Source organism: Priestia sp. FW507-14D1A (assembly GCF_058781295.1).
The window spans coordinates 85675-106117 of sequence record NZ_JBYSWQ010000004.1; the positions used below are offsets into that span (position 1 = coordinate 85675).

Annotated in this window: 22 protein-coding genes; 12 read left to right on the forward strand and 10 right to left on the reverse strand. The window is 38.1% G+C overall.

What is annotated here, in order from left to right; translation table 11 throughout:
* Positions 1 to 162: 162 nt before the first annotated feature.
* Positions 163 to 1398, reverse strand: a complete 1236-nt coding sequence (locus tag AC3WJG_RS16080) for a PucR family transcriptional regulator (protein ID WP_028409727.1) — start codon at positions 1396 to 1398, stop codon at positions 163 to 165.
* A 396-nt stretch (positions 1399 to 1794) separates the two neighbouring features.
* Between AC3WJG_RS16080 and gnd the strand changes: the two genes are divergently transcribed.
* On the forward strand, positions 1795 to 3207 hold the full coding sequence (gene gnd, locus AC3WJG_RS16085) for an NADP-dependent phosphogluconate dehydrogenase (RefSeq protein ID WP_028409726.1): 1413 nt from the start codon (positions 1795 to 1797) through the stop codon (positions 3205 to 3207).
* Positions 3208 to 3249: 42 nt separating this feature from the next.
* Here the strand turns inward: gnd and zwf are convergent, their stop codons facing one another.
* Both zwf and AC3WJG_RS16095 read right to left on the reverse strand, forming a co-directional pair.
* On the reverse strand, positions 3250 to 4752 hold the full coding sequence (gene zwf / locus AC3WJG_RS16090; protein ID WP_013059860.1) for a glucose-6-phosphate dehydrogenase: 1503 nt from the start codon (positions 4750 to 4752) through the stop codon (positions 3250 to 3252).
* A gap of 305 nt (positions 4753 to 5057) precedes the next feature.
* On the reverse strand, positions 5058 to 5504 hold the full coding sequence (locus AC3WJG_RS16095; RefSeq protein WP_060745884.1) for a staygreen family protein: 447 nt from the start codon (positions 5502 to 5504) through the stop codon (positions 5058 to 5060).
* Positions 5505 to 5681: 177 nt separating this feature from the next.
* Here AC3WJG_RS16095 and AC3WJG_RS16100 point away from each other — a divergent pair, with 177 nt between their 5' ends.
* From AC3WJG_RS16100 to AC3WJG_RS16110, 3 genes are all read left to right on the forward strand, one after another.
* Positions 5682 to 6356 carry a uracil-DNA glycosylase gene (locus AC3WJG_RS16100; protein ID WP_028409723.1) on the forward strand — a complete coding sequence of 225 codons (675 nt, stop codon included), beginning with the start codon at positions 5682 to 5684 and terminating at the stop codon, positions 6354 to 6356.
* Positions 6357 to 6459: 103 nt separating this feature from the next.
* Positions 6460 to 6777, forward strand: coding sequence for a YwdI family protein (locus AC3WJG_RS16105; RefSeq protein ID WP_028409722.1), 318 nt, complete (start codon positions 6460 to 6462; stop codon positions 6775 to 6777).
* Positions 6778 to 6792: 15 nt separating this feature from the next.
* The gene (locus tag AC3WJG_RS16110) at positions 6793 to 7164 is read left to right on the forward strand and encodes a DUF423 domain-containing protein (protein WP_013059856.1); all 372 of its coding nucleotides are present in this window, start codon (positions 6793 to 6795) and stop codon (positions 7162 to 7164) included.
* A 24-nt stretch (positions 7165 to 7188) separates the two neighbouring features.
* Here AC3WJG_RS16110 and gerQ read toward each other — a convergent pair whose 3' ends face one another.
* From gerQ to hemQ, 3 genes are all read right to left on the reverse strand, one after another.
* Entirely contained in the window at positions 7189 to 7668 is a 480-nt protein-coding gene (gene gerQ, locus AC3WJG_RS16115) for a spore coat protein GerQ (RefSeq protein WP_013059855.1), read from the reverse strand.
* Between the two features lie 26 nt (positions 7669 to 7694).
* Positions 7695 to 8117: a cell wall hydrolase gene (locus AC3WJG_RS16120; RefSeq protein WP_016765947.1), complete on the reverse strand. Its 423-nt coding sequence runs from the start codon at positions 8115 to 8117 to the stop codon at positions 7695 to 7697.
* A 177-nt stretch (positions 8118 to 8294) separates the two neighbouring features.
* Positions 8295 to 9038 (reverse strand): hydrogen peroxide-dependent heme synthase, encoded by a 744-nt coding sequence (hemQ, locus tag AC3WJG_RS16125; RefSeq protein ID WP_013059854.1) that lies wholly within the window; start codon positions 9036 to 9038, stop codon positions 8295 to 8297.
* A gap of 276 nt (positions 9039 to 9314) precedes the next feature.
* Here hemQ and pta point away from each other — a divergent pair, with 276 nt between their 5' ends.
* Complete coding sequence (gene pta, locus AC3WJG_RS16130) at positions 9315 to 10286, forward strand: phosphate acetyltransferase (RefSeq protein ID WP_013059853.1); 972 nt, start codon at positions 9315 to 9317, stop codon at positions 10284 to 10286.
* A 31-nt stretch (positions 10287 to 10317) separates the two neighbouring features.
* On the opposite strand, the gene lipL is transcribed toward pta, so the two are convergent.
* Both lipL and AC3WJG_RS16140 read right to left on the reverse strand, forming a co-directional pair.
* Positions 10318 to 11169, reverse strand: coding sequence for an octanoyl-[GcvH]:protein N-octanoyltransferase (lipL, locus tag AC3WJG_RS16135; RefSeq protein ID WP_028409720.1), 852 nt, complete (start codon positions 11167 to 11169; stop codon positions 10318 to 10320).
* A 127-nt stretch (positions 11170 to 11296) separates the two neighbouring features.
* The gene (locus AC3WJG_RS16140) at positions 11297 to 11971 is read right to left on the reverse strand and encodes an RsfA family transcriptional regulator (RefSeq protein ID WP_013085499.1); all 675 of its coding nucleotides are present in this window, start codon (positions 11969 to 11971) and stop codon (positions 11297 to 11299) included.
* A gap of 201 nt (positions 11972 to 12172) precedes the next feature.
* On the opposite strand from AC3WJG_RS16140, the gene AC3WJG_RS16145 reads away from it, so the two are divergent.
* From AC3WJG_RS16145 to AC3WJG_RS16155, 3 genes are all read left to right on the forward strand, one after another.
* Positions 12173 to 12397, forward strand: coding sequence for a YuzB family protein (locus AC3WJG_RS16145; RefSeq protein ID WP_013059850.1), 225 nt, complete (start codon positions 12173 to 12175; stop codon positions 12395 to 12397).
* Positions 12398 to 12590: 193 nt separating this feature from the next.
* Complete coding sequence (locus tag AC3WJG_RS16150) at positions 12591 to 13898, forward strand: HD domain-containing protein (RefSeq protein WP_013059849.1); 1308 nt, start codon at positions 12591 to 12593, stop codon at positions 13896 to 13898.
* 23 nt (positions 13899 to 13921) lie between these two features.
* Positions 13922 to 14431 carry a YwgA family protein gene (locus tag AC3WJG_RS16155; protein ID WP_013059848.1) on the forward strand — a complete coding sequence of 170 codons (510 nt, stop codon included), beginning with the start codon at positions 13922 to 13924 and terminating at the stop codon, positions 14429 to 14431.
* A gap of 46 nt (positions 14432 to 14477) precedes the next feature.
* Here AC3WJG_RS16155 and thmT read toward each other — a convergent pair whose 3' ends face one another.
* Positions 14478 to 14663: a 2-hydroxymuconate tautomerase gene (gene thmT, locus AC3WJG_RS16160; protein ID WP_025752468.1), complete on the reverse strand. Its 186-nt coding sequence runs from the start codon at positions 14661 to 14663 to the stop codon at positions 14478 to 14480.
* Positions 14664 to 14936: 273 nt separating this feature from the next.
* On the opposite strand from thmT, the gene AC3WJG_RS16165 reads away from it, so the two are divergent.
* Together AC3WJG_RS16165 and AC3WJG_RS16170 are read left to right on the forward strand one after the other, a co-directional pair.
* A complete protein-coding gene (locus AC3WJG_RS16165) occupies positions 14937 to 15581 on the forward strand; it encodes a site-2 protease family protein (RefSeq protein ID WP_016765944.1) in 645 nt (214 codons plus the stop codon).
* A gap of 19 nt (positions 15582 to 15600) precedes the next feature.
* Positions 15601 to 16113: a YwhD family protein gene (locus tag AC3WJG_RS16170; RefSeq protein ID WP_025752469.1), complete on the forward strand. Its 513-nt coding sequence runs from the start codon at positions 15601 to 15603 to the stop codon at positions 16111 to 16113.
* Between the two features lie 39 nt (positions 16114 to 16152).
* On the opposite strand, the gene AC3WJG_RS16175 is transcribed toward AC3WJG_RS16170, so the two are convergent.
* The gene (locus AC3WJG_RS16175) at positions 16153 to 18219 is read right to left on the reverse strand and encodes a transglycosylase domain-containing protein (RefSeq protein ID WP_098333902.1); all 2067 of its coding nucleotides are present in this window, start codon (positions 18217 to 18219) and stop codon (positions 16153 to 16155) included.
* A gap of 266 nt (positions 18220 to 18485) precedes the next feature.
* Between AC3WJG_RS16175 and speE the strand changes: the two genes are divergently transcribed.
* Together speE and speB are read left to right on the forward strand one after the other, a co-directional pair.
* On the forward strand, positions 18486 to 19313 hold the full coding sequence (speE, locus tag AC3WJG_RS16180; RefSeq protein WP_013059843.1) for a spermidine synthase: 828 nt from the start codon (positions 18486 to 18488) through the stop codon (positions 19311 to 19313).
* Positions 19314 to 19388: 75 nt separating this feature from the next.
* On the forward strand, positions 19389 to 20267 hold the full coding sequence (speB, locus tag AC3WJG_RS16185) for an agmatinase (RefSeq protein WP_013059842.1): 879 nt from the start codon (positions 19389 to 19391) through the stop codon (positions 20265 to 20267).
* Positions 20268 to 20443 lie beyond the last annotated feature (176 nt).

Genomic DNA, 20443 nt, shown 5'->3' on the forward strand with positions numbered 1-20443 from the left:
GTTTTTGTTTAAACACACAAATGTAAACGCTTACTTATCAGAATTTTTAATTTTTATGTAAGGTAATCTAACATCATAAAGAAATAAAAAGTGAAAAAAAGAGCTATTCGTTTATTAGAAAATAAATAAATAGCTCGATGTTAAAAAAAGTCACATTATTTGTTATTTTTTATATTTCATTAACTTAATATCAATATAAAGAGTCATTTTTTGATTAACGTCCTTTAAGTTAATATCACCAATCTCTGAAATTCGCTTTAATCGATAGCTAAGGGTATTCATATGCACATTTAATTCTTTTGCTGCTTCGTTAATGTTATTATCATTATTTAAAAATACTTCGAGAGTCTCCACCAAGTTGCTATTATGACGAAGATCGTAATCAGTTAGCTTCTTTAAAGAATGGTTTTCAAATTGATCTTGCACGCGCTTTTCTAAAATAACATCAAGAAATTGATAAATACCTAATTCCTGATAGTTAATAATCTCTTTCGTTTCTTCTGGAAACTTACTTTTCATATCTAATACGTTCAAGGCTTCTTTATAACTTTTTTCGATATGATCGTGCGATGAATAAATACTGCTGCAGCTGGCTTTAATTTGAGTAACATCAAAGCGTTCATACATGTTGCCTCTAAAATAGTCTACAAAATCTCGCTGTTCATCAAGAGGGTTTTCAACCGCATCCAAAGAAAGCAGTAAGATTAAGTCATTGCAATCAATCGTATAAAGAACGATTTTTAAGCGATGCATCGTTTTTAGCATATACGAGATTTGACGTTCAGCTTCAGGCGTAATATCTTCTTGGAAGCGGAAGATAGCAATGGAAAACGTTGATGGAGCTGTAATTTGAGCTTCATAAAACGCTTCTGAAATTTCTTGGCGAGACTTAATGTGACCAGTTAATAATTTCCAGAAAAATTCCTGTGAACGTTCTTCTCGTTTATATTTTCGAATTTGAAGCTGTAGCAATTTATTTTTTAATACATTCGCAGCTTTTTTTAATAGCTCTACTTCTTCGTCGCCTAAGGCTTTCTCAATTTCAACAGCCCAGATGAATCCTAGAACTTCTTCATTTTTCCAGATGGAAATAGCTATACGATCTCCAAGCCCAATTTCATTTATATTTTTCACACGCACAGGTTCATTTGTCTCAAGCAGTTTAGGAATAATGCCTTCTTTCCATAAGTTGTTGATGACTTTTTCCGGAACTCTTCTTCCAATAATTGTGGCAATACGCGCCTGGTCCGTTCTTTCGTCATGGGTGCTATAAGCTAATAAGCGATGATTAGCATCTTCAATGGTAATAGGACAGTTCAATACTTCGCTAATGCGATCAGCGAATTCTTCAAGCGTATCAAAATTTTCCTTGAACGGATCTTTGATTGGTTTCGTCATATATAAAATCCCTCTTCATAAAACAAAATAAGTACTAGTGCAGCTTTTTTAGCTGCAATAAATATAGTCAAACGGTAACAACCGTGTTGATTGTCAATTCATTGAAATGATTAACTGCTTAATATTTTAACAAAAGTAATTGTTTAAGAAAATGTTAAAATGCGTCTAAAGGTAGTTAAGAATGTACGTATGATTCGTAACTGCGTTCATTTCACTTATTTTATCGAAATTTTCTTCAAAATAATCAATGTTCGGTGAGCATGATTCTTTTCAAGTGTGTATAATAAAACGTATGATTATGGTTATATCAAACTTGAATCTGTAACTTTCTTTATGATATGTTCAGTTACGATTAGGTTGACCAATTCATATTACACATGAAGGGAAGAATTTAACATGGCAAAACAACAAATCGGTGTTATCGGTTTAGCGGTTATGGGGAAAAACTTGGCGCTAAACATTGAGAGCAGAGGCTATTCTGTTTCAGTTTATAACCGCTCTCCTGAAAAGACAGAAGAGTTCCTAAAAACAGAAGCAGAAGGTAAAAATTTTGCAGGTACATACAGTGTGGAAGAGTTTATTAATTCTCTTGAAAAACCGCGTAAAATTTTATTAATGGTTAAAGCTGGTGCTGCTACAGATGCAACAATTGATTCGTTAAAACCATACTTAGAAAAAGGCGACATTTTAATCGATGGCGGAAATACATTCTTCCAGGATACAATTCGTCGTAACAAAGAGCTAGAAGAATTAGGTATCCATTTCATCGGTACAGGCGTATCCGGCGGAGAAGAAGGCGCATTAAAAGGACCTTCAATCATGCCTGGCGGACAAAAAGAAGCATATGAACTTGTAAAACCAATCTTAACAGCTATTTCAGCAAAAGTTGAAGGCGATGATTGCTGCACATACATTGGACCAAATGGTGCAGGTCACTACGTAAAAATGGTTCATAATGGCATCGAGTATGGGGATATGCAGTTAATTTGTGAAGCATACTTCATTATGAAAAACGTATTAGGTTTAGAAACAGATGAACTACATGAAGTATTTGCTGAATGGAATAAAGGCGAGCTAGATAGCTACTTAATTGAAATCACAGCGGATATCTTTACGAAAAAAGATGAAGAAACAGGTAAAGCACTTGTAGACGTTATTTTAGACACTGCAGGTCAAAAGGGTACAGGTAAATGGACAAGCCAAAGTGCGCTTGATTTAGGTGTACCACTACCAATCATTACGGAATCTGTATTTGCGCGCTTTATTTCAGCTATGAAAGAAGAACGTGTAAAAGCAAGCAAAGTATTGAGCGGTCCAAATGCAGCTGCATTTGAAGGTGACAAAGCCGAATTAGTAGAAGCAATCCGTAAAGCATTGTACATGAGTAAAATTTGTTCATATGCGCAAGGGTTTGCTCAAATGAAAGCAGCTTCTGAAGAATATGACTGGAATTTACAGTACGGTGATATTGCAATGATCTTCCGTGGTGGTTGTATCATCCGTGCACAATTCTTACAAAAAATTAAAGAAGCTTACGATCGCGATGCAGATCTAACAAACTTATTATTAGACCCATACTTCAAGGATATCGTAGAAGGCTATCAGTCGGCTCTTCGTGAAGTTATTTCAATTGCGGTTAAACAAGGTATTCCTGTACCAAGTTTCTCAAGTGCATTAGCTTACTATGACAGCTACCGTACAGAAACGTTACCAGCGAACCTTTTACAAGCGCAACGTGACTACTTCGGAGCTCACACATATCAACGTGTTGATAAAGAGGGCGTATTCCATACTGAGTGGTTAAAATAAAAAACAAGAAAAGCAGCTGTATACTACAGCTGCTTTTTTTATTTACTCTTTAGGGGAGAAGTTGTCTTCTCCGACTGGCCACCAGTGAAAACCGTCTTCAGCAAGCAATGCGTCTGATTCTTTTGGCCCCATTGAACCTGACTCGTAGTTCGGGAAGTTTTGTGCTTTTGTGCTTTCCCATGCTTCTGAAATGGTATCAACAAACTTCCAAGAAAGGGCTACTTCATCCCAGTGAGTAAAGTTCGTTGCATCTCCAAGCATGCAATCATAAATAAGGCGCTCATAAGCTTCCGGTGTATTCATTTTATCTCCACAGTTATTGCAATAGTTCAAGTTAATTGGTGTGGAAGATGTTGCACCCGGAGTTTTACGCGCGTTTAAGTGAAGCGTAATACCTTCTTCCGGTTGGATATGAATGACAAGCAAGTTTGGATGAATTTCTTTATCTTTATTGAAGTACAGGTTCATTGGTAAGTCTTTGAACTGTACAACAATTGTCGTTGCTTTTTCTTTCATGCGTTTACCTGTACGGATATAAATTGGTACGCCAGCCCATCTGAAGTTATCAATCATAAGCTTACCAGATACAAATGTAGCGGTATTAGACTCAGGATCAACCGAATTTCCTTCGCGGTAGCCGATCACTTCTTCTCCTTCAAGTACACCTTTGCCGTATTGGCCTCGTACAAAATAATCATCTACTTCATCTACTGATAAAGAGCGAAGAGCACGCAATACTTTTACTTTTTCACTGCGAATTTCTTCCGGTGTTAATTTAATTGGCGGTTCCATTGCAAGCAATGCCACCATTTGAAGCATATGGTTTTGTACCATGTCTCGAAGGGCACCTGAAGACTCATAGTAACGGCCACGGTCTTCTACACCAAGCGTCTCGCTAGACGTAATCTGGATGTTTGAAATGTATTGATTGTTCCACATTGGTTCAAATAGAGCATTTGCAAATCGAATAACTTCGATATTTTGCACCATTTCTTTACCGAGGTAGTGGTCGATACGATAAATTTGATCTTCCTTAAATGCATGGCGAATTTGTTCATTTAGTTCTTTAGCAGAAGGATAATCATGGCCAAAAGGCTTTTCAATGACTAGGCGACTCCAACCGTCTGTTTGTGTTAAACCTTCATTTTTTAAATTTGAAGCAATTGTTCCGAAAAATTCAGGTGCCATTGCTAGATAGAAAATACGATTTCCAGGCACGTTGTATTGCTCATCAAGGCTTTCTGTTAGGCTTTTTAATTCTTGATAAGAAGCGACATCTGTTACGTCAAACGGTTGGTAATAAAAATGTGAAGCAAACTTTTCAATGTCAGCGTCACTGTTTTTGAAACTGCTCACTGATTTTTTTACATTTTCGCGTAATTCGTCATTAGTCCAAGGTCTTCTTGCGACACCAACAACAGCGAAATCTTCCGATAGTTTGTTCGCTTTATATAAGCGGAAAATAGAGGGGAATAACTTACGTTTTGCTAAATCACCTGTAGCGCCAAAAATTACGATAATGGATTTTGGTTGTACATTTGTCATTACTTCTAGGACCTCACTTTGTCGTAGTTACGTTCAATTTTTTTCCGCTTTAACAGACAACACTTAAATGAAATCTGGGGATTCATTGCCCGTTAAACTCGGCCTTTATAAACAAACGAATGATTGCTTGTTTACCTTTTCCTTTATGTATAGAACTACTAATAAATTGTAACGATTTTAAAGGGTTAACGCAAATAGATTAAAACAATTTGTAGTTATTATTCCATGTTTTTAACAAGTTTAAAAGTATTTTGTTTCGAATACGGAGAAAAAGCTACCGTTATTTTAACAGTAGCTTTTCTCATTTATTTATATTGATACAGGGAACCGATAGATTTTTTTGTTAAAAATGGCAAGTCAGGGCTATCGGCAATGATAAAAATAGGACAGTGCATTAAAAGTGGATATTTTTCGAAAAAAGAAGCATCAGCGTGATAGATGGACGATAGAATAACAGGGAGCTGTTCTAAAAAGTGAAGGTAGCGTGTAATGGTTTCATCTGTTGATGTATGCGCACCGATGTAATAATACACAGTAAGGGAATAAAAGCCTTTATCAAAGACGAAGGATGCTAAATATTCGTTCCGCTCTTTTTGCATATGATCGTAGGCAAATTCAATGCCGATTTGAATGGAAGGAACAGAAGTGTGTTGACCTGGGAAAACGGTGTATTTTCTTGGTATCATCGGTTCAACGGGTGTAACACCCAGGCTGTAGGTTACATCTATTTGGTGGGGATTGCTAATGATCATATGGAATCCCTCCTTTAATATAAAAATACACTCTTTATAAGTGTATACAAAGTTTCATTGAACATGACAATATTAAAATATGCCCAGGCTCTCAGCATATTTAAAGCAGGCAACGTTTGAGCAGGGGGCAGAGTTTACGATAAAATAACAAAAAAGATTATTATGAGGTGATAAGCGATGAGTATTTTAAAAAATGACTGGGCTCCTTTATTAGAAGAAGAATTTCAAAAAGACTATTACATACAGCTTCGAGAATTTTTAGTGGATGAATATAATCACCACACCATTTACCCTGATAAATATGATATTTTTAATGCTTTACACTATACGGATTATAAAAATGTAAAAGTGGTCATATTGGGACAAGATCCTTATCATGGACCAAATCAAGCGCATGGACTGAGCTTCTCTGTTCAACCAGGAGTAAAAACACCGCCTTCTTTAGTGAATATTTACAAAGAGCTGAAAAATGAAATGGATTATCATATTCCGAATAACGGTTATTTAGTCAAATGGGCAGAACAAGGTGTTCTTTTGCTTAACACTGTTTTAACAGTTAGAAGAGGAGAAGCGAATTCTCACAAAGGAAAAGGGTGGGAACAGCTGACGGACCGCATTATTGAATTAGTGGCACAAAAAGAGGAGCCAGTCGTGTTTTTGCTGTGGGGCAAGCATGCACAAGCTAAAAAAGAGCTTATTCATCATTCGCACCATTTAATTTTGGAAAGCCCGCACCCTAGCCCATTTTCGGCTAATCGAGGCTTTTTTGGCAATAATCACTTTCAACGAGCAAATGAGTTTTTGCTTCAACAAGGACGTCAATCTATTGATTGGCAAATTGACGATGTGTAAAAGTGAGCATTTCATGAAGATTAGCTTCAGACATAGCCTCCTATTTCATCTTTTGATAAAATAGCTGTATAAAGTCATATTGAATGTAAGATGAGGTGTCTACATGGATATAAAAATGGCGCAGCTCCTTGATAAAATTAGTGCAGAAGTACAAAAAGCAAAGCACCATTCGAATAGTGCGAACGTTCGAGATCAATTGGTTGCCATAAAAGCACTATGTGAGCTTGCATTAGATCAAAATGGAGAGGTTTCACTATCGAAACCTGTCTCGGTTTCAAAACCTGTTGTAATGTCTTCACCGGAAATTGTGCAATCGCCTGAGATTATGCAGCAACAGATTATTCAGTCATCCAAACCTAATTTTGAAGGAACGAAATTGAAATCAGATGATGCAAACGGCGATAGTCTGTTTGATTTCTAAAGTGAGGAGAAAAACATGAAACTATTTTTAATAATCGGTGCAATCAATGCAATGTTAGCGGTTGCTCTTGGTGCTTTTGGAGCGCATGGGTTAGAAGGGAAAATCTCAGAGAAGTATTTAGAGGTATGGAAAACGGGAGTGCAGTACCAAATGTTCCATGCAATGGGGCTGTTTGTCATTGCGTTTCTATTAAGCAAATTTCCTCAATCTTCTTTGTTAACAGCTTCGGGCTGGATTATGTTCGCGGGGATTGTGCTGTTTTCGGGCAGTCTCTATGTATTAAGTACGTCCGGTATTAAAGTTCTCGGCGCGATTACGCCGCTAGGTGGAGTTGCATTTATTGTGGCTTGGATTTTAATTGTTGTTGCAGCTGTAAAATGGCTATAAAAAAACCCCTGAAAAGGGGTTTTTTTAACGCGGAGAATAATTGCTCAACTGCTGGCCTCCACCGCTAAACGGATAGTTATATTTGATTGGACCCTCAAAAGTGATGTAATCAAGATAAACCATAAGTAGTAAATAACGAGTGCCAGTTTGTGGATCACTTAAAATGATATGATCGCGTCCGGCTGCTTCAATTTCCCCTCTAAAGACCTTAGCGTTCCACTGCGTGTTATTTTCAAACGTCATATATACAGTCGCTATTTTTCCTCGATTCAAACGTAAAATATTTTCAATATATGATTCTTCAATGGGCAGTTGATTCGGGTCTTGCGGGGCACCGCTGCCTCCAGAAGAGGTAGGGGGTGGACCTCCTTGACTTTGCCCTTGAACCTGCTGGCCGCCTGGCTGGGGCTGCTGCGGCTGAGGCATATAATAAGGGTAGTTTGGACTCATATACGGATTTTGCATATATTGCTGTTGCGGTTGATTAGACTTTGGTTTTTTCATAGGAACCTCCTTCAAACAAAAAGAAATTAGTAAACTCCTGGACAATCAGCTTGAGTTGGTGCGAAGAAACAGTGAGATTTAAATCGTCCTGTGTTATTTTGGTTATACCATTGAGCAGGACAGTCGCCGCTGGGCTTGAAAAACCACAGTGAGTTTTCCGCGGGGTTAAAACGTTCCCCTCTTAATACACGTCGTGCAAGTGTAATTTCAGACTGGCGAGCACGCTGATAAAAGTAGCCTTTTTGAGTTGCTTCAAATCCGCCTGGGTTTTGAAACACCATCTGACGAATGGTTCTTATATTTCTAAAATCTAAACAGGGAGCTTTAGCGCGGTTCACGCCTACATTTCCTACCAGTAACATCCCTTGTTTTCCTTCACTTTCGGCTTCAGCTCGAATGAGTCTGGCTAGGAGCTTAACATCTTCTTCGTTGTGTGCAACGACTGCCATTATCCCACCTCGCTTACTTGTGACACTGTTGTATATATATGGTCCTGTAAGTGCGAATATGCCATGGCTAGAAAATAAAAAACCTGTTTCCACGTGGAAACAGGTTTTTTAGATAAAGCTCATTGATATTTATTGCTCTAGGCGTTACAAAAGCGATGAGCGCTTTTGCGGCTTAGTTTAAACGTGTAAAAAGCGTGCAATAGCTTCTTCTTTTAATAAATTTCCGACAAAGAAGCTGCCAAATTCCCCGTAGCGAGCACTTACTTCGTCAAAACGCATTTCGTATACTAATTTTTTAAATTGAAGTACGTCATCTGCAAAAAGAGTAACGCCCCACTCGTAATCATCAAAACCAACAGAACCCGTAATGATTTGCTTTACTTTTCCAGCGTATTGACGTCCAATCATTCCATGACTGCGCATTAAGCTGCGTCGCTCTTCCATAGGAAGCATGTACCAATTGTCATTTCCTTGACGACGTTTATCCATTGGATAAAAGCAAACATGACTAGCTTTTGGTAAAGTTGGATATAGTCTAGCTTGGATTTGAGGATTTTCATAAGGATCCTCCCCAGCAGGTAAGTAGTTGCTTAATTCAACTACTGATACGTATGAATAAGTAGGAATGGTAAACTCAGCAAGCTTTGTTTTATTAAATTCTGTTTCAATTTCATTTAGTTCTTCCATAGTAGGACGAACAAGCATTAGCATAAAGTCCGCTTTTTGGCCGACAATGGTATATAAAGCATGACTGCCTTGCTTCTCAGCTTCAGTTCCTTTCCATTTCTCAATCAATCCTAAAAATTCATGGATAGCCGCTTGGCGATCGTCGCTTGATAACTGCTTCCAAGCGCCCCAATCGATTGAACGGAAATCATGAAGTGCATACCAACCGTCTAATGTTTGTGCTGCTTCTGCCATTTCGTTTCACTCCTATTGTCCGATTATGATAAATTCCAATTCTACTATATCATAGTTTGTCCGAAGAACTGGAATGAAAAACCTGTGATTTTGTGACTAAACTTTAAACAATTGTCGCAAAGTAAAAACAGGTTTCATTTTAGGTGTTAGTGGAAAATTAAGAATTAAAAGACTTTTTCGTAATCATGGATTCTTGAAGGACATGCCTTTGATTTTTAAAAAAAGTGGAGTATCCTATTATGAGAAAAGTTTTTTACATATCGAGGAGGATTTACTTTGAGTGATTTATTTACAGGTTTAAAACAAAAAGTATCAGCTAGCGATGTATCAATCGTATTCCCAGAGGGATTAGATGAGCGCGTATTAGGCGCTGTTTCTCGTTTAGCTGCCGACAATATCTTAAAGCCTATCGTTGTTGGAAACAAAGACGCTGTAGCATCAAAAGCAGCAGAACTAAACGTAAAACTAGACGGTGTTGAGGTTCTAGATCCTCAAAGCTACTCTGAATTTGATGAAATGGTAGCAGCGTTTGTTGAGCGTCGTAAAGGTAAGGCAACAGAAGAAGATGCTCGCAAAATTTTATTAGATGAAAACTATTTTGGCACAATGCTTGTTCATATGAACAAAGCTGACGGTCTTGTAAGCGGAGCTGCTCATTCTACAGCAGACACAGTACGTCCGGCTCTACAAATTATCAAAACAAGACAAGGTGTTAAGAAAACATCTGGCGTATTTATTATGGTTCGCGGCGATCAAAAATACGTATTTGCTGACTGTGCAATCAACATCTCACCTGACAGCCAAGATTTAGCTGAAATTGCTATCGAAAGTGCTCGTACAGCTGAAATGTTCGATATCGATCCTCGTGTTGCTATGCTAAGCTTCTCAACAAAAGGATCAGCAAAATCTCCGGAAACAGAAAAGGTAGCAAACGCAGTAGAAATTGCAAAAGAATTAGCACCAAGCGTAACATTAGACGGCGAATTCCAATTCGACGCAGCATTTGTTCCTTCTGTAGCTGAAAAGAAAGCACCAGGTTCAGTGATTAAAGGAGATGCAAATGTATTTGTATTCCCAAGCCTTGAAGCAGGTAACATTGGTTACAAAATTGCACAGCGCCTAGGAAACTTCGAAGCAGTAGGTCCAATCTTACAAGGTCTAAACAAACCGGTAAACGATCTATCTCGCGGTTGTAATGAAGAAGATGTGTACAAGCTTGCTTTAATCACAGCAGCTCAAGCGTTGTAATAAAAAAACTCCGTCCTAGGGCGGAGTTTTTTTATTCGGCTAATGAACCTAATGCTTTTTCGTTGCGGTCATACATGCGCTGCAGCTGCGTCTCAAACAGCTCTTGTTCGGTAGCATTTAAAGGCATATTCACAAGAGAAGAGCTCATACTATTCAGTGTTTGCAATAAAAGCAGCATGACATCAGAAACGGTTAAATCAATCTGTAATAGTTCAGATAGCGAAGCCATTGTGTGAGGCTCGATATCTGGGTATGAAAATTTAGTTTCCGTGTTTTGGAGACCTTTTTTGTAAAACTCTTGAATGAGAGAAGCACGTTTAGAACCGCTTCCTTTAACGCATAAGTAAATTTGTACAGCCACTCCGCTGCGAACGCGTCGCTGTGAAATGCCTGCAAATTTTTGATTGCGAATGCTTAAATCAAAGCTGCCGGGACAATAAGAGCCTACGATTTCCTTCGCTTCAATTGCTGTCCCGTAAGATGCAAACATGATCTTAATCAAATCAAACATGGCTTCATATCCACGATCAATATCAATTCCTTTTTCTGCATCAGGAAAAATTAAAGAAATGTTTAGAACATCCTGATCAAGTACGACAGCGAGGCCGCCTGAATTGCGGACGATTGTTTTATATCCTTGTTCGTGTAAATAAGCTGCACCTTCAGCTAAATGAGGTAGCTTTGTATCTTGGATGCCTAATACAATCGTATCGTGATGCACCCATGAGCGCATGACAGCTGGAGATTCACCTCTTCCAACGGTTGTACAAAGCGTGTCATCGATGGCAAAAGAATGACGGGCATCAAAATGAGGACCTAGACTGGATTGATCAATAATACGCCAAGCGGGCTGTGCTAAAAGCTTCAAACTATTCTGCTGCATATCTCAAACCCCTTTATAAACAGTAAACGAACATATTATAGCATAAAGGCGTCGTGTCATTGACTGTAAAATAGAAAAAGAAGAAAGAAGAGCCAAGTTTGACATCCTCTTTCTTCGTTCATGTAGCTTATTCAGCCATTTTCTCAAGATTTCCGTTGCGATCCATTTTAAATGTAGTAGAAGAACGTTCTTCTTCATCGAATAGAGCTAACTTTCGCGCACGGTTCATGATTTGCATTAATGTTTCATAGTCTTCTTGAATAGTAGTAGCATTTGCCTCGAGATGTTTGATTTGTTTTTCCAACTCTGTGTTTTTCTTAGCTAGCTCTGCATTTTCTTGCATCAAGCGTTTATTTTCGCTTTGCAATGCTTGTAAATTGCTCGCTTGATTTGGCATTGTTTGCAAAAAGCGAATAACATCAGCCATTGAAAGCTCCTCGCTGCTGCTTTTTTCTACTTGTGTTTCAGATAAGCTATATGTTGCTGTAGGTGCGGACATCATTTGTTCCACATGCTCTACAGATGCTGGTGGTGTATATAATAATTTCTTTTTGCCTTGCTCTTGTCCAAGTGCACGCATGCGCTGTTTTCGCTGTTTTTTGGCTAGCTGAAGTGCTTTTTCATACTGATGGCGTACCACAGCATTCCATCTGAATCCACATGCTGCTGAAGTGCGATTTAATTCATCTCCAACTTCTTCAAACGCATTCAGCTGCGTACTTCCTTCGCGGACATGGCGCAATACTGTTTCAGCTAATAATAAGTCGTTTTCTTCTGTCCAAGCATCTTGTCTATCTTTCACTTTGTTCACTCCTCTATTTTCCATGACTCATAGTAATCATGTTTTGTAGTATCATCATGTACAAAAAATCCATACTTTATACCATTTCTTCTAGGAGTATGATAGATTTTGCTTCCTTCTTTAACTTGCATCGGACTTCAAATAGGGGTAAAATACCCCTTAGACAAAATGATGAACCAATTTTGAAAGGATTGTGTCAACATGGCAAATGAATTTAGAATTTGTGATGATTGTCAGGCAACAAACGTCAAAACGTTGTTACCTCGACTTAAAAAAATAGATGAACAAGCTGAAGTACAAATCGGCTGCCAGTCTTACTGTGGACCCGGACGTAAAAAGTCATTTGCATTTGTAAACAATCGTCCTGTAGCAGCGCCAACAGAGGATGAATTAATCGAGAAGATTGAGAAAAAAGTAAAAAAATAGATAGTGAAACAATAAATAGCTGCTTTTCTGCTACTTATTTGTCGAACGAGCTTCTTACAAACAGAATCGCCTTGTTTGTTAAGTAAATCACCTTGGTTGCTTGACAAGGTGATTTTTTATTCTGAATAGGAAAATAGGAAGTGAATGTCGAAAAATTATAGCAACAACAAAGTGAAGATAGAGAGGTATGTAAATGACATATCCTAATGAAAAACTCAGTGAAGAAAAAGTATTTAAAGATCCTGTTCACCGCTATATCCATGTAAGAGATCGTGTTATTTGGGAGCTAATTGGGACAGCCGAATTTCAAAGGCTGCGTCGTATTAGACAGCTAGGAACGACATACTTAACGTTTCATGGGGCTGAGCACAGCCGTTTTAGTCATTCCCTAGGTGTTTATGAAATTGTGCGCCGTATTATTGATGACGGTTTTCAAGGACGCCCTGAATGGAATGAAGATGAGCGTCTTCTTTGTCTTTGTGCTGCTTTACTGCACGATTTAGGTCACGGTCCGTTTTCACATTCGTTTGAGAAGGTTTTCCACTTAGACCATGAAGAATTTACACAAGCCATTATCGTAGGTGACACAGAGGTAAATCAAGTGTTGACGAAAGTAGGAAAGGATTTTCCTAAAAAAGTGGCTGAAGTAATCGCGAAAACATATGAAAATAAGCTTGTCGTTAGTTTGATTTCCAGTCAAATTGATGCAGATCGCATGGATTATTTGCAGCGTGATGCGTATTACACAGGAGTAAGCTACGGTCACTTTGATATGGAACGAATTCTGCGCGTTATGCGTCCTAGGGAAGACCAAGCCGTGATTAAACACAGCGGTATGCATGCGGTTGAAGATTATATTATGAGCCGCTATCAAATGTACTGGCAGGTGTATTTTCATCCTGTTACGAGAAGTGCTGAAGTGATTTTGACAAAAATTTTACATCGTGCAAAAGAGCTCCATCATCATTACTATGAGTTCAAGCAGGAGCCAACTCATTTTTATTCGATTTTTGAAGAAGAAATATCGCTAAAAGAGTATTTGAAATTAGATGAATCTGTGATTTTATTTTATTTTCAAGCGTGGGAAGAAGAAGAGGATGAAATTTTATCTGATCTATGCCGAAGATTTATGAATCGTCAGCTTTTTAAATACATTGAGTTTAATCCGAATTCACAAATGAAGATGTGGATGGAGCTTACAACATTATTTAAAAAAGCGGGTATTAACCCAGATTATTATTTAGTCGTCGATTCTTCAAGCGACTTACCATACGATTTTTATCGACCGGGTGAAGAGGAAGAACGTTTGCCGATTCATCTGTTGATGCCAAATAATGAAGTGCGTGAATTATCACGTCAGTCGGAGATTGTTGAAGCAATTTCAGGGAAAAAGAGAACCGATCATAAATTATATTTTCCACAAGATCTCATTGATCAATTGTCGTCTAAGCGAAAAGTTAAAGATCAGATTATAAACTTACTAAAAGGAGATCAGAGTTAAATAGTATAGGAGTTGAAGGGGCTGTGTTAAACGATCACGCAAAGATTGTGAAAGTATTTTCCGCGGCGGGAGAAGTTGTTGGCAGAAAAAAGTTACAAAAGATGATATTTATCGGAAAAAAGCTGAAGTTTCCTTTTTATGAAAAGTATAATTTTCACTTTTTTGGACCTTATTCTGAGGAATTAACGCTTCGAATTGAAGAGCTGTGCAACTTAGGCTTTTTAAGTGAAATTAAAGAGAAAAAAGGCGGGTATATGCAGTATCGCTACGTATTAACAGAAGCGGGGGAAGGATTTCTAAGCCACTATGATTTAGAACTTCCTCACTTGCAGGAATGTATGAAGGATATGAATGAACAAAGCTCGAAATTTTTGGAGCTTGTCTCCACGATTTTATATTTCGATAATTTACCGAAAGAAGAAGTAAAAGAAAAAGTGTTTACGCTAAAGCGTAAGCAAAACTATACAGAAGAAGACATTTCAGAAGCATACAAATATATTGAAAAACTTCAGGCAACGCTGTCTGTCCATTAAAAAGATGCCATAGGTTCACTCCTATGGCATCTTTTTTATGTAGGCGTTATTGATCGCTCATGCGCTTGCCCGCTACAGCGTAATGGTTTTTAGACATTTCTTCAATGATAATAGATACTTTTTCAGGTGCTGCACCTGTTGTTTCCACAATAGCATCCGTTACTTTTTCAACAAGAGCTCTTTTTTGATCATCTGTACGGCCCTCAAGCATTTTAACAGTTACAACTGGCATAATGTGTACACTCCTTTTTGGTCATTATATGATTAGTGTACCCGTTTTCTGAATAAAATGACAGTATGAGATAGTGATGGAGGCCATAATCTGTAGTATACTTTTATAATAACATCGATATAAAAAACAGCTGTGTCCAAAGGAAGCTCATCGCTGGTCTTTGAGAATTTTTAGGGCATATTTGAAGAAGCCTTGTATCTTTCTTACAGCAAAAAAAGATTCATCTAGTAGATGTGATAGGTAGAAATTATTTTAAAATAAAGGAGATAAAGAGTGGAACATTTTTTAGCTTTTTCATTGCAAGACCTTCCTTACGTGGTAATGACGCTTATTGTTGCATTCACGCTGCATGAGTTTGCACATGCGTATGTAGCTTATTTATTTGGAGACCACACGGCTAAAAAGCAAGGAAGGCTAACGCTTTCTCCGCTGGCTCATTTAGATCCATTTGGAACGCTTTTGTTAATTATCGCAGGTTTTGGGTGGGCGAAGCCGGTTCCTGTTAATCGCTATTTCTTTAAAAAGCCTCGTTTAGCTGGTATTCTAGTATCGATAGCGGGACCGTTTAGCAACTTGGTGTTGGCATTTATCGGCTTGCTTATTTACTATTTGATGAATAACGCCGCAGTGGACAACGATGCGCTTTATCGTTTTGTTACATTATTTATTCAAATAAACCTAACACTAGGTGTATTTAACTTGTTGCCTTTTCCACCTTTAGACGGCTACCGCGTGATTGAAGACCTCGTTCCGCCGTCTACGCGAGCCAAGATGACGCAGTATGAGTCTTGGGGCATTTTTGTATTTTTGATTCTTGTGATTACACCTCTGGATCGCATTGTGATCTGGCCGCTTCTAAACGGAGCAGCAACATTTGTTATGAATATCTTTCAGCAGATATTAGCACCACTGATTTAATGAATAGAGGAGGCTTACTATGACTCAGCCAAAAAAGAAAAGTATAGGATTTAATATCATAAAAGACGATTCAACCGACGGCCACGGCGGTTACGGGGTTGGAGCGTTAAGTTTAGAAAACATTTCACCTGTTTTTGTTTGTCCGAGCGACGAAGAAGTATTTGTGGATATCGGTGCGATGCATGCAAGAAGTGTAGTGGAAAAAGGAATTAAGTTCTTACCGAATAAAGACGAGGTGCCAAACGGCAAGTTATATTGGCTTGTGTGGGTAACGATTGATCGCAAGCAAGAAGGACCTTACTACGCAGGTATGACAGCATGTGAAATGACCGTTGATCGTGAAATTCGCCGCGGCTATAAGTCACTTCCTGAACACGTAAATAAAATGGATAAATCTTTAAAACGACGCATTATGGTAGAAGAAATGGATAACAAGTCTAAGGATTTGCTTCGTGAGTTTTTGAAGTCTCATAATGAAGAAGTTTGGACGTTATCTAATGATGACTTAAAAGAAGCGCTTCAAACATCGTAATGCTAAAAAAAGCTTAAGGCCTTCGCCTTAAGCTTTTTTTTAATCAAACCATTTGGGTAACCAGTGAAACTTTTTATCTTCTGTTTCACGCTCTTTTTTCTTCGTTTTTGCTGCATGATCGATGTGATCAGTACAATATGTTTTTGGCTGTGTTCCAGTTAAATAATAAGCTTTATATTGAACAGGGCATGATTTGGATGCTAACTTTCCATTTTGAGGATTAATGTTTACGCTCATTAATCCGTTTGGTGCTTTAAACTTTTCTTTTTTCTTCCCTTGTAAAGCATCTTCCATAAATAATGCCCACATTTTTTTTGCGTATCCTTTTTCAGCTACATCATCCATTGTCCTTCCTTGATCATATCCAACCCAAACGCCTGAAACGAGCTGAGGAGAGTAGCCAATCATCCAGCTGTCCGTGGAGGTTGTGCCGGATTTTCCTGCATAAGGACGAGATACATATTTAGAAATAGGCTTTCCTGTGACGGTTGTATAGCCATTTAGCTTTTGATTAAACATGCCTGTCATTAAATGAGTAGTAAGAAAAGCATAGCGCTTATCAATGACTTGTTTCCGTTCCGAAGGAGCTTGATAAACAACTTCTCCGTCATGGGTTTCAATTCGTTTAATAAATGTTGGACGAATTTCTTTTCCGCCATTAGCAAAGATGCCGTACGCATTAACCATATCAATGACTTTGACAGGTGAAGTTCCAAGAGCTAAAGATGGAACTTTCTTTAAAGGTGATGATATTCCAAGTGTTTTAGCAGTTTCAATCAAGCGGTTTTCCCCAATAAATAAATGCGTTTTTACGGCATAAATATTGTCTGAAAGTGCGATGGCTTGAGCCATTGTAATAGGAGCATCTGCATAATAATTGTGATAGTTACTAGGCGTGTATGTCGAAACGCCATCTTCCAATTTGAACGTCGTTTCTTCACTTTTCATTGGAGTAGATTCAGTAAAACCGTCTTTTAACGCCGCATAGTATAAAAATGGCTTCATCGTTGAGCCAGGCTGTCTTATTGCTTGAGTCGCGCGATTAAACGGGCTCTTTTCATAATCTCTTCCACCAATAAGAGCTTTCACTTGTCCATTTTTAGGATTCATCGCAACAAATGCACTTTGTACGTCTGAAGAGCTGCTGATAACATCCTTCATTTTTTCTTCGGCCGTTCGCTGCATCTTTTCATCCAGCGTTGTATAAACGCGAAGTCCATTTGTATAAATCATGGTTTCATCAATGCCTAAATCTTGCTTTAATTCTGCTAGCGCTGCATCCATAAAGTAAGAAGCATCTTCTTTATTAGGATCTTTTTCAGCAGGCTTTGCGAATGCTAGAGGTGTTACAAGCGCTTTTGTTGCTTGCTTAGCTGTAATAATTCCATCCTCTTTCATGAGAGATAAAATGATATTTTGTCGTTTTTTTGCATTTTCTTGATGAATAAGAGGAGAGTAGTAGCTAGGGCCTTTTGGAATACCTGCTAACATACTCGCTTCACTTAACGTCAAATTTTTGGCATGCTTATCAAAATACAACCTAGCTGCCGCTTCAATTCCATAAGCTCCATGGCCGTAGTAAATCGTATTCATGTAGCCTTCTAGAATTTCATCTTTGCTATAATTCATTTCTAACCGAATTGTATACAGAGCTTCTTGAAGCTTTCGAGTCCACGTTTTGTCGTGCTCTAGAAACAAGTTTCGTGCATACTGCTGAGTAATGGTACTCGCACCCTGTACTTTTCCCATAGCTTTTATATCAGCTACAATTGCTCCGGCGATTCGATGCATATCAAAGCCGTGATGCTCATAGAAGCGCTTATCTTCAACGGCTAAAGTCGCATCTTTTACGTAAGGTGAAATTTGATTAAGTGAAACCCAGTAGCGCTTTTGTCCATTGTGAACTTCATCAAGAACTTTACCGTTTGCTGAGTAGAAAACAGCTGTTTGAGAAACGTTTAGCGGAGGGGGGCCAGAGATTTTGGCGTAGAGAAAGATGCTTATGTAGGCAAACAACAATAAAGCCCCCGCTAATATACCAAGGACGAGAAGAATTCGGAAGATGCGTCTTGCCTTTTTTAAATGTTCGGTTAATACCGTTTCCATTTCTATTCACCACCAATATGTGTCACTATGCACCATGCATGTTGTTTTCAATACAACAAAATTCTATTAAAAGAGCGGTGCAAGTAGATTCTAAAGCTTGTATCTATCATCAGTATGAAATAGAAAAGGAGGTTTTAAACCTCCATTGCTAAAAATTTTACTTGCTTTTTTGCTGAATTCATCTATACTTTTTTCATGTTTGTATAAATTATGTTAGGGTAATCTATGCATAGGTTAATTCTCAAAATAGAAGGGAAGAGTTTGAAATGGAATTATGGTTCACAGAAAAGCAAACAAAGAACTTTGGTATTACAGCTAAAATTAATCGCACTTTACATACAGAGCAAACGGAGTTTCAAAAATTAGACATGGTTGAAACAGAAGAGTTTGGTAACATGCTCCTACTTGACGGTATGGTTATGACAACGGAAAAAGATGAGTTCGTTTATCATGAAATGGTTGCGCATGTACCGTTATTTACGCATCCAAATCCAGAAAACGTACTAGTTGTAGGTGGAGGAGACGGAGGCGTAATCCGTGAAATCTTAAAACACCCAAGCGTAAAAAAAGCGACGTTAGTTGATATCGATGGAAAAGTTATTGAGTACTCAAAAAAATTCTTACCTTCAATTGCGGGCAAACTAGAAGATCCTCGTGTTGATGTACAAGTAGATGACGGATTTATGCACATCGCTAAAAGCGAGAACGAATACGATGTCATTTTAGTGGATTCAACAGAGCCAGTAGGTCCAGCTGTGAATTTATTTACAAAAGGATTCTATGCAGGTATCTCAAAAGCACTTAAAGAAGATGGTATCTTTGTTGCTCAATCGGACAACCCTTGGTTTACGCCAGAACTTATCTCAAATGTTCAGCGTGACGTAAGAGAAATCTTCCCGATTACACGTCTATACGTAGCAAATATTCCCACGTACCCAAGCGGTTTATGGACATTTACAATGGGTTCAAAGAAACATGATCCATTAGAAGTAAGTGAAGATCGTTTCTTCGATATTGATACAAAGTATTACACAAAAGAATTGCACAAAGCCGCATTTGCTTTACCTAAATTTGTGCAAGATCTTATTAAATAAGTTATCACATACAAGTGAGGTGCCAGAGATTTAAGACTGGCATCTTTTCTATGAATAATGAAGGAGGAACAAAATATGCGTTTTGATGAAGCTTATTCAGGTAATGTATTTATCGGCAGTCACCCTGTTTTTGAAGAAAGTGAAGCGGTTCTTTATGGAATGCCAATGGACTGGACAGTTAGCTATCGTCCAGGTTCACGATTTGGCCCAACTCGTATTCGTGAAGTATCAATTGGATTAGAAGAATACAGCCCGTATTTAGATCGAGAGCTAGAGGAAGTAAAATATTTTGATGCAGGAGATATTCCACTTCCATTTGGGAATCCTCAGCGCAGCTTAAATATGATTGAAGAGTATATCGACCAGCTTTTAGCAGCAGACAAGTTCCCATTAGGTATGGGCGGAGAGCATTTGGTTTCTTGGCCTGTTATGAAAGCTATGTATAAAAAATATCCGGATTTGGCCATTATTCATATGGATGCTCATACAGACCTTCGTGAAGAGTATGAAGGAGAACCACTTTCTCATTCCACTCCGATTCGTAAAGTTGCAGAACTAATCGGACCGGAGAATGTTTATTCATTTGGTATTCGTTCAGGAATGAAAGAAGAATTTCAATGGGCAAAAGAAAACGGCATGCACATTTCAAAATTTGAAGTTCTAGAGCCGTTAAAAGAGATTCTACCAACACTTGCAGGTCGTCCTGTTTATGTAACAATTGATATCGATGTATTAGATCCAGCACACGCTCCTGGTACAGGAACAGTAGATGCAGGCGGTATCACATCAAAAGAGCTTTTAGCTTCTATTCACGCAATTGCTAAATCAGATCTTCGCATTGTCGGAGGAGATTTAGTAGAAGTAGCTCCAATTTATGATCCGTCTGAACAAACCGCTAATACAGCAAGCAAGCTTATTCGCGAAATGATCTTAGGCTGGGTACAAAAGAAATAAATAAAGTAAAAGGCGGCCGCTGTGGCTGCCTTTTTTATTTGGAATATGTGAATGCGTCACGTACTGTAAAAAGGTGAATTCTCGGCGTATCTATCATATTTCCTTTGAAGTATTATTGAATTCTTTCTTTAGAATGTTTATACTATTTAAGTTATAACGTATTCATTTTAATAAGG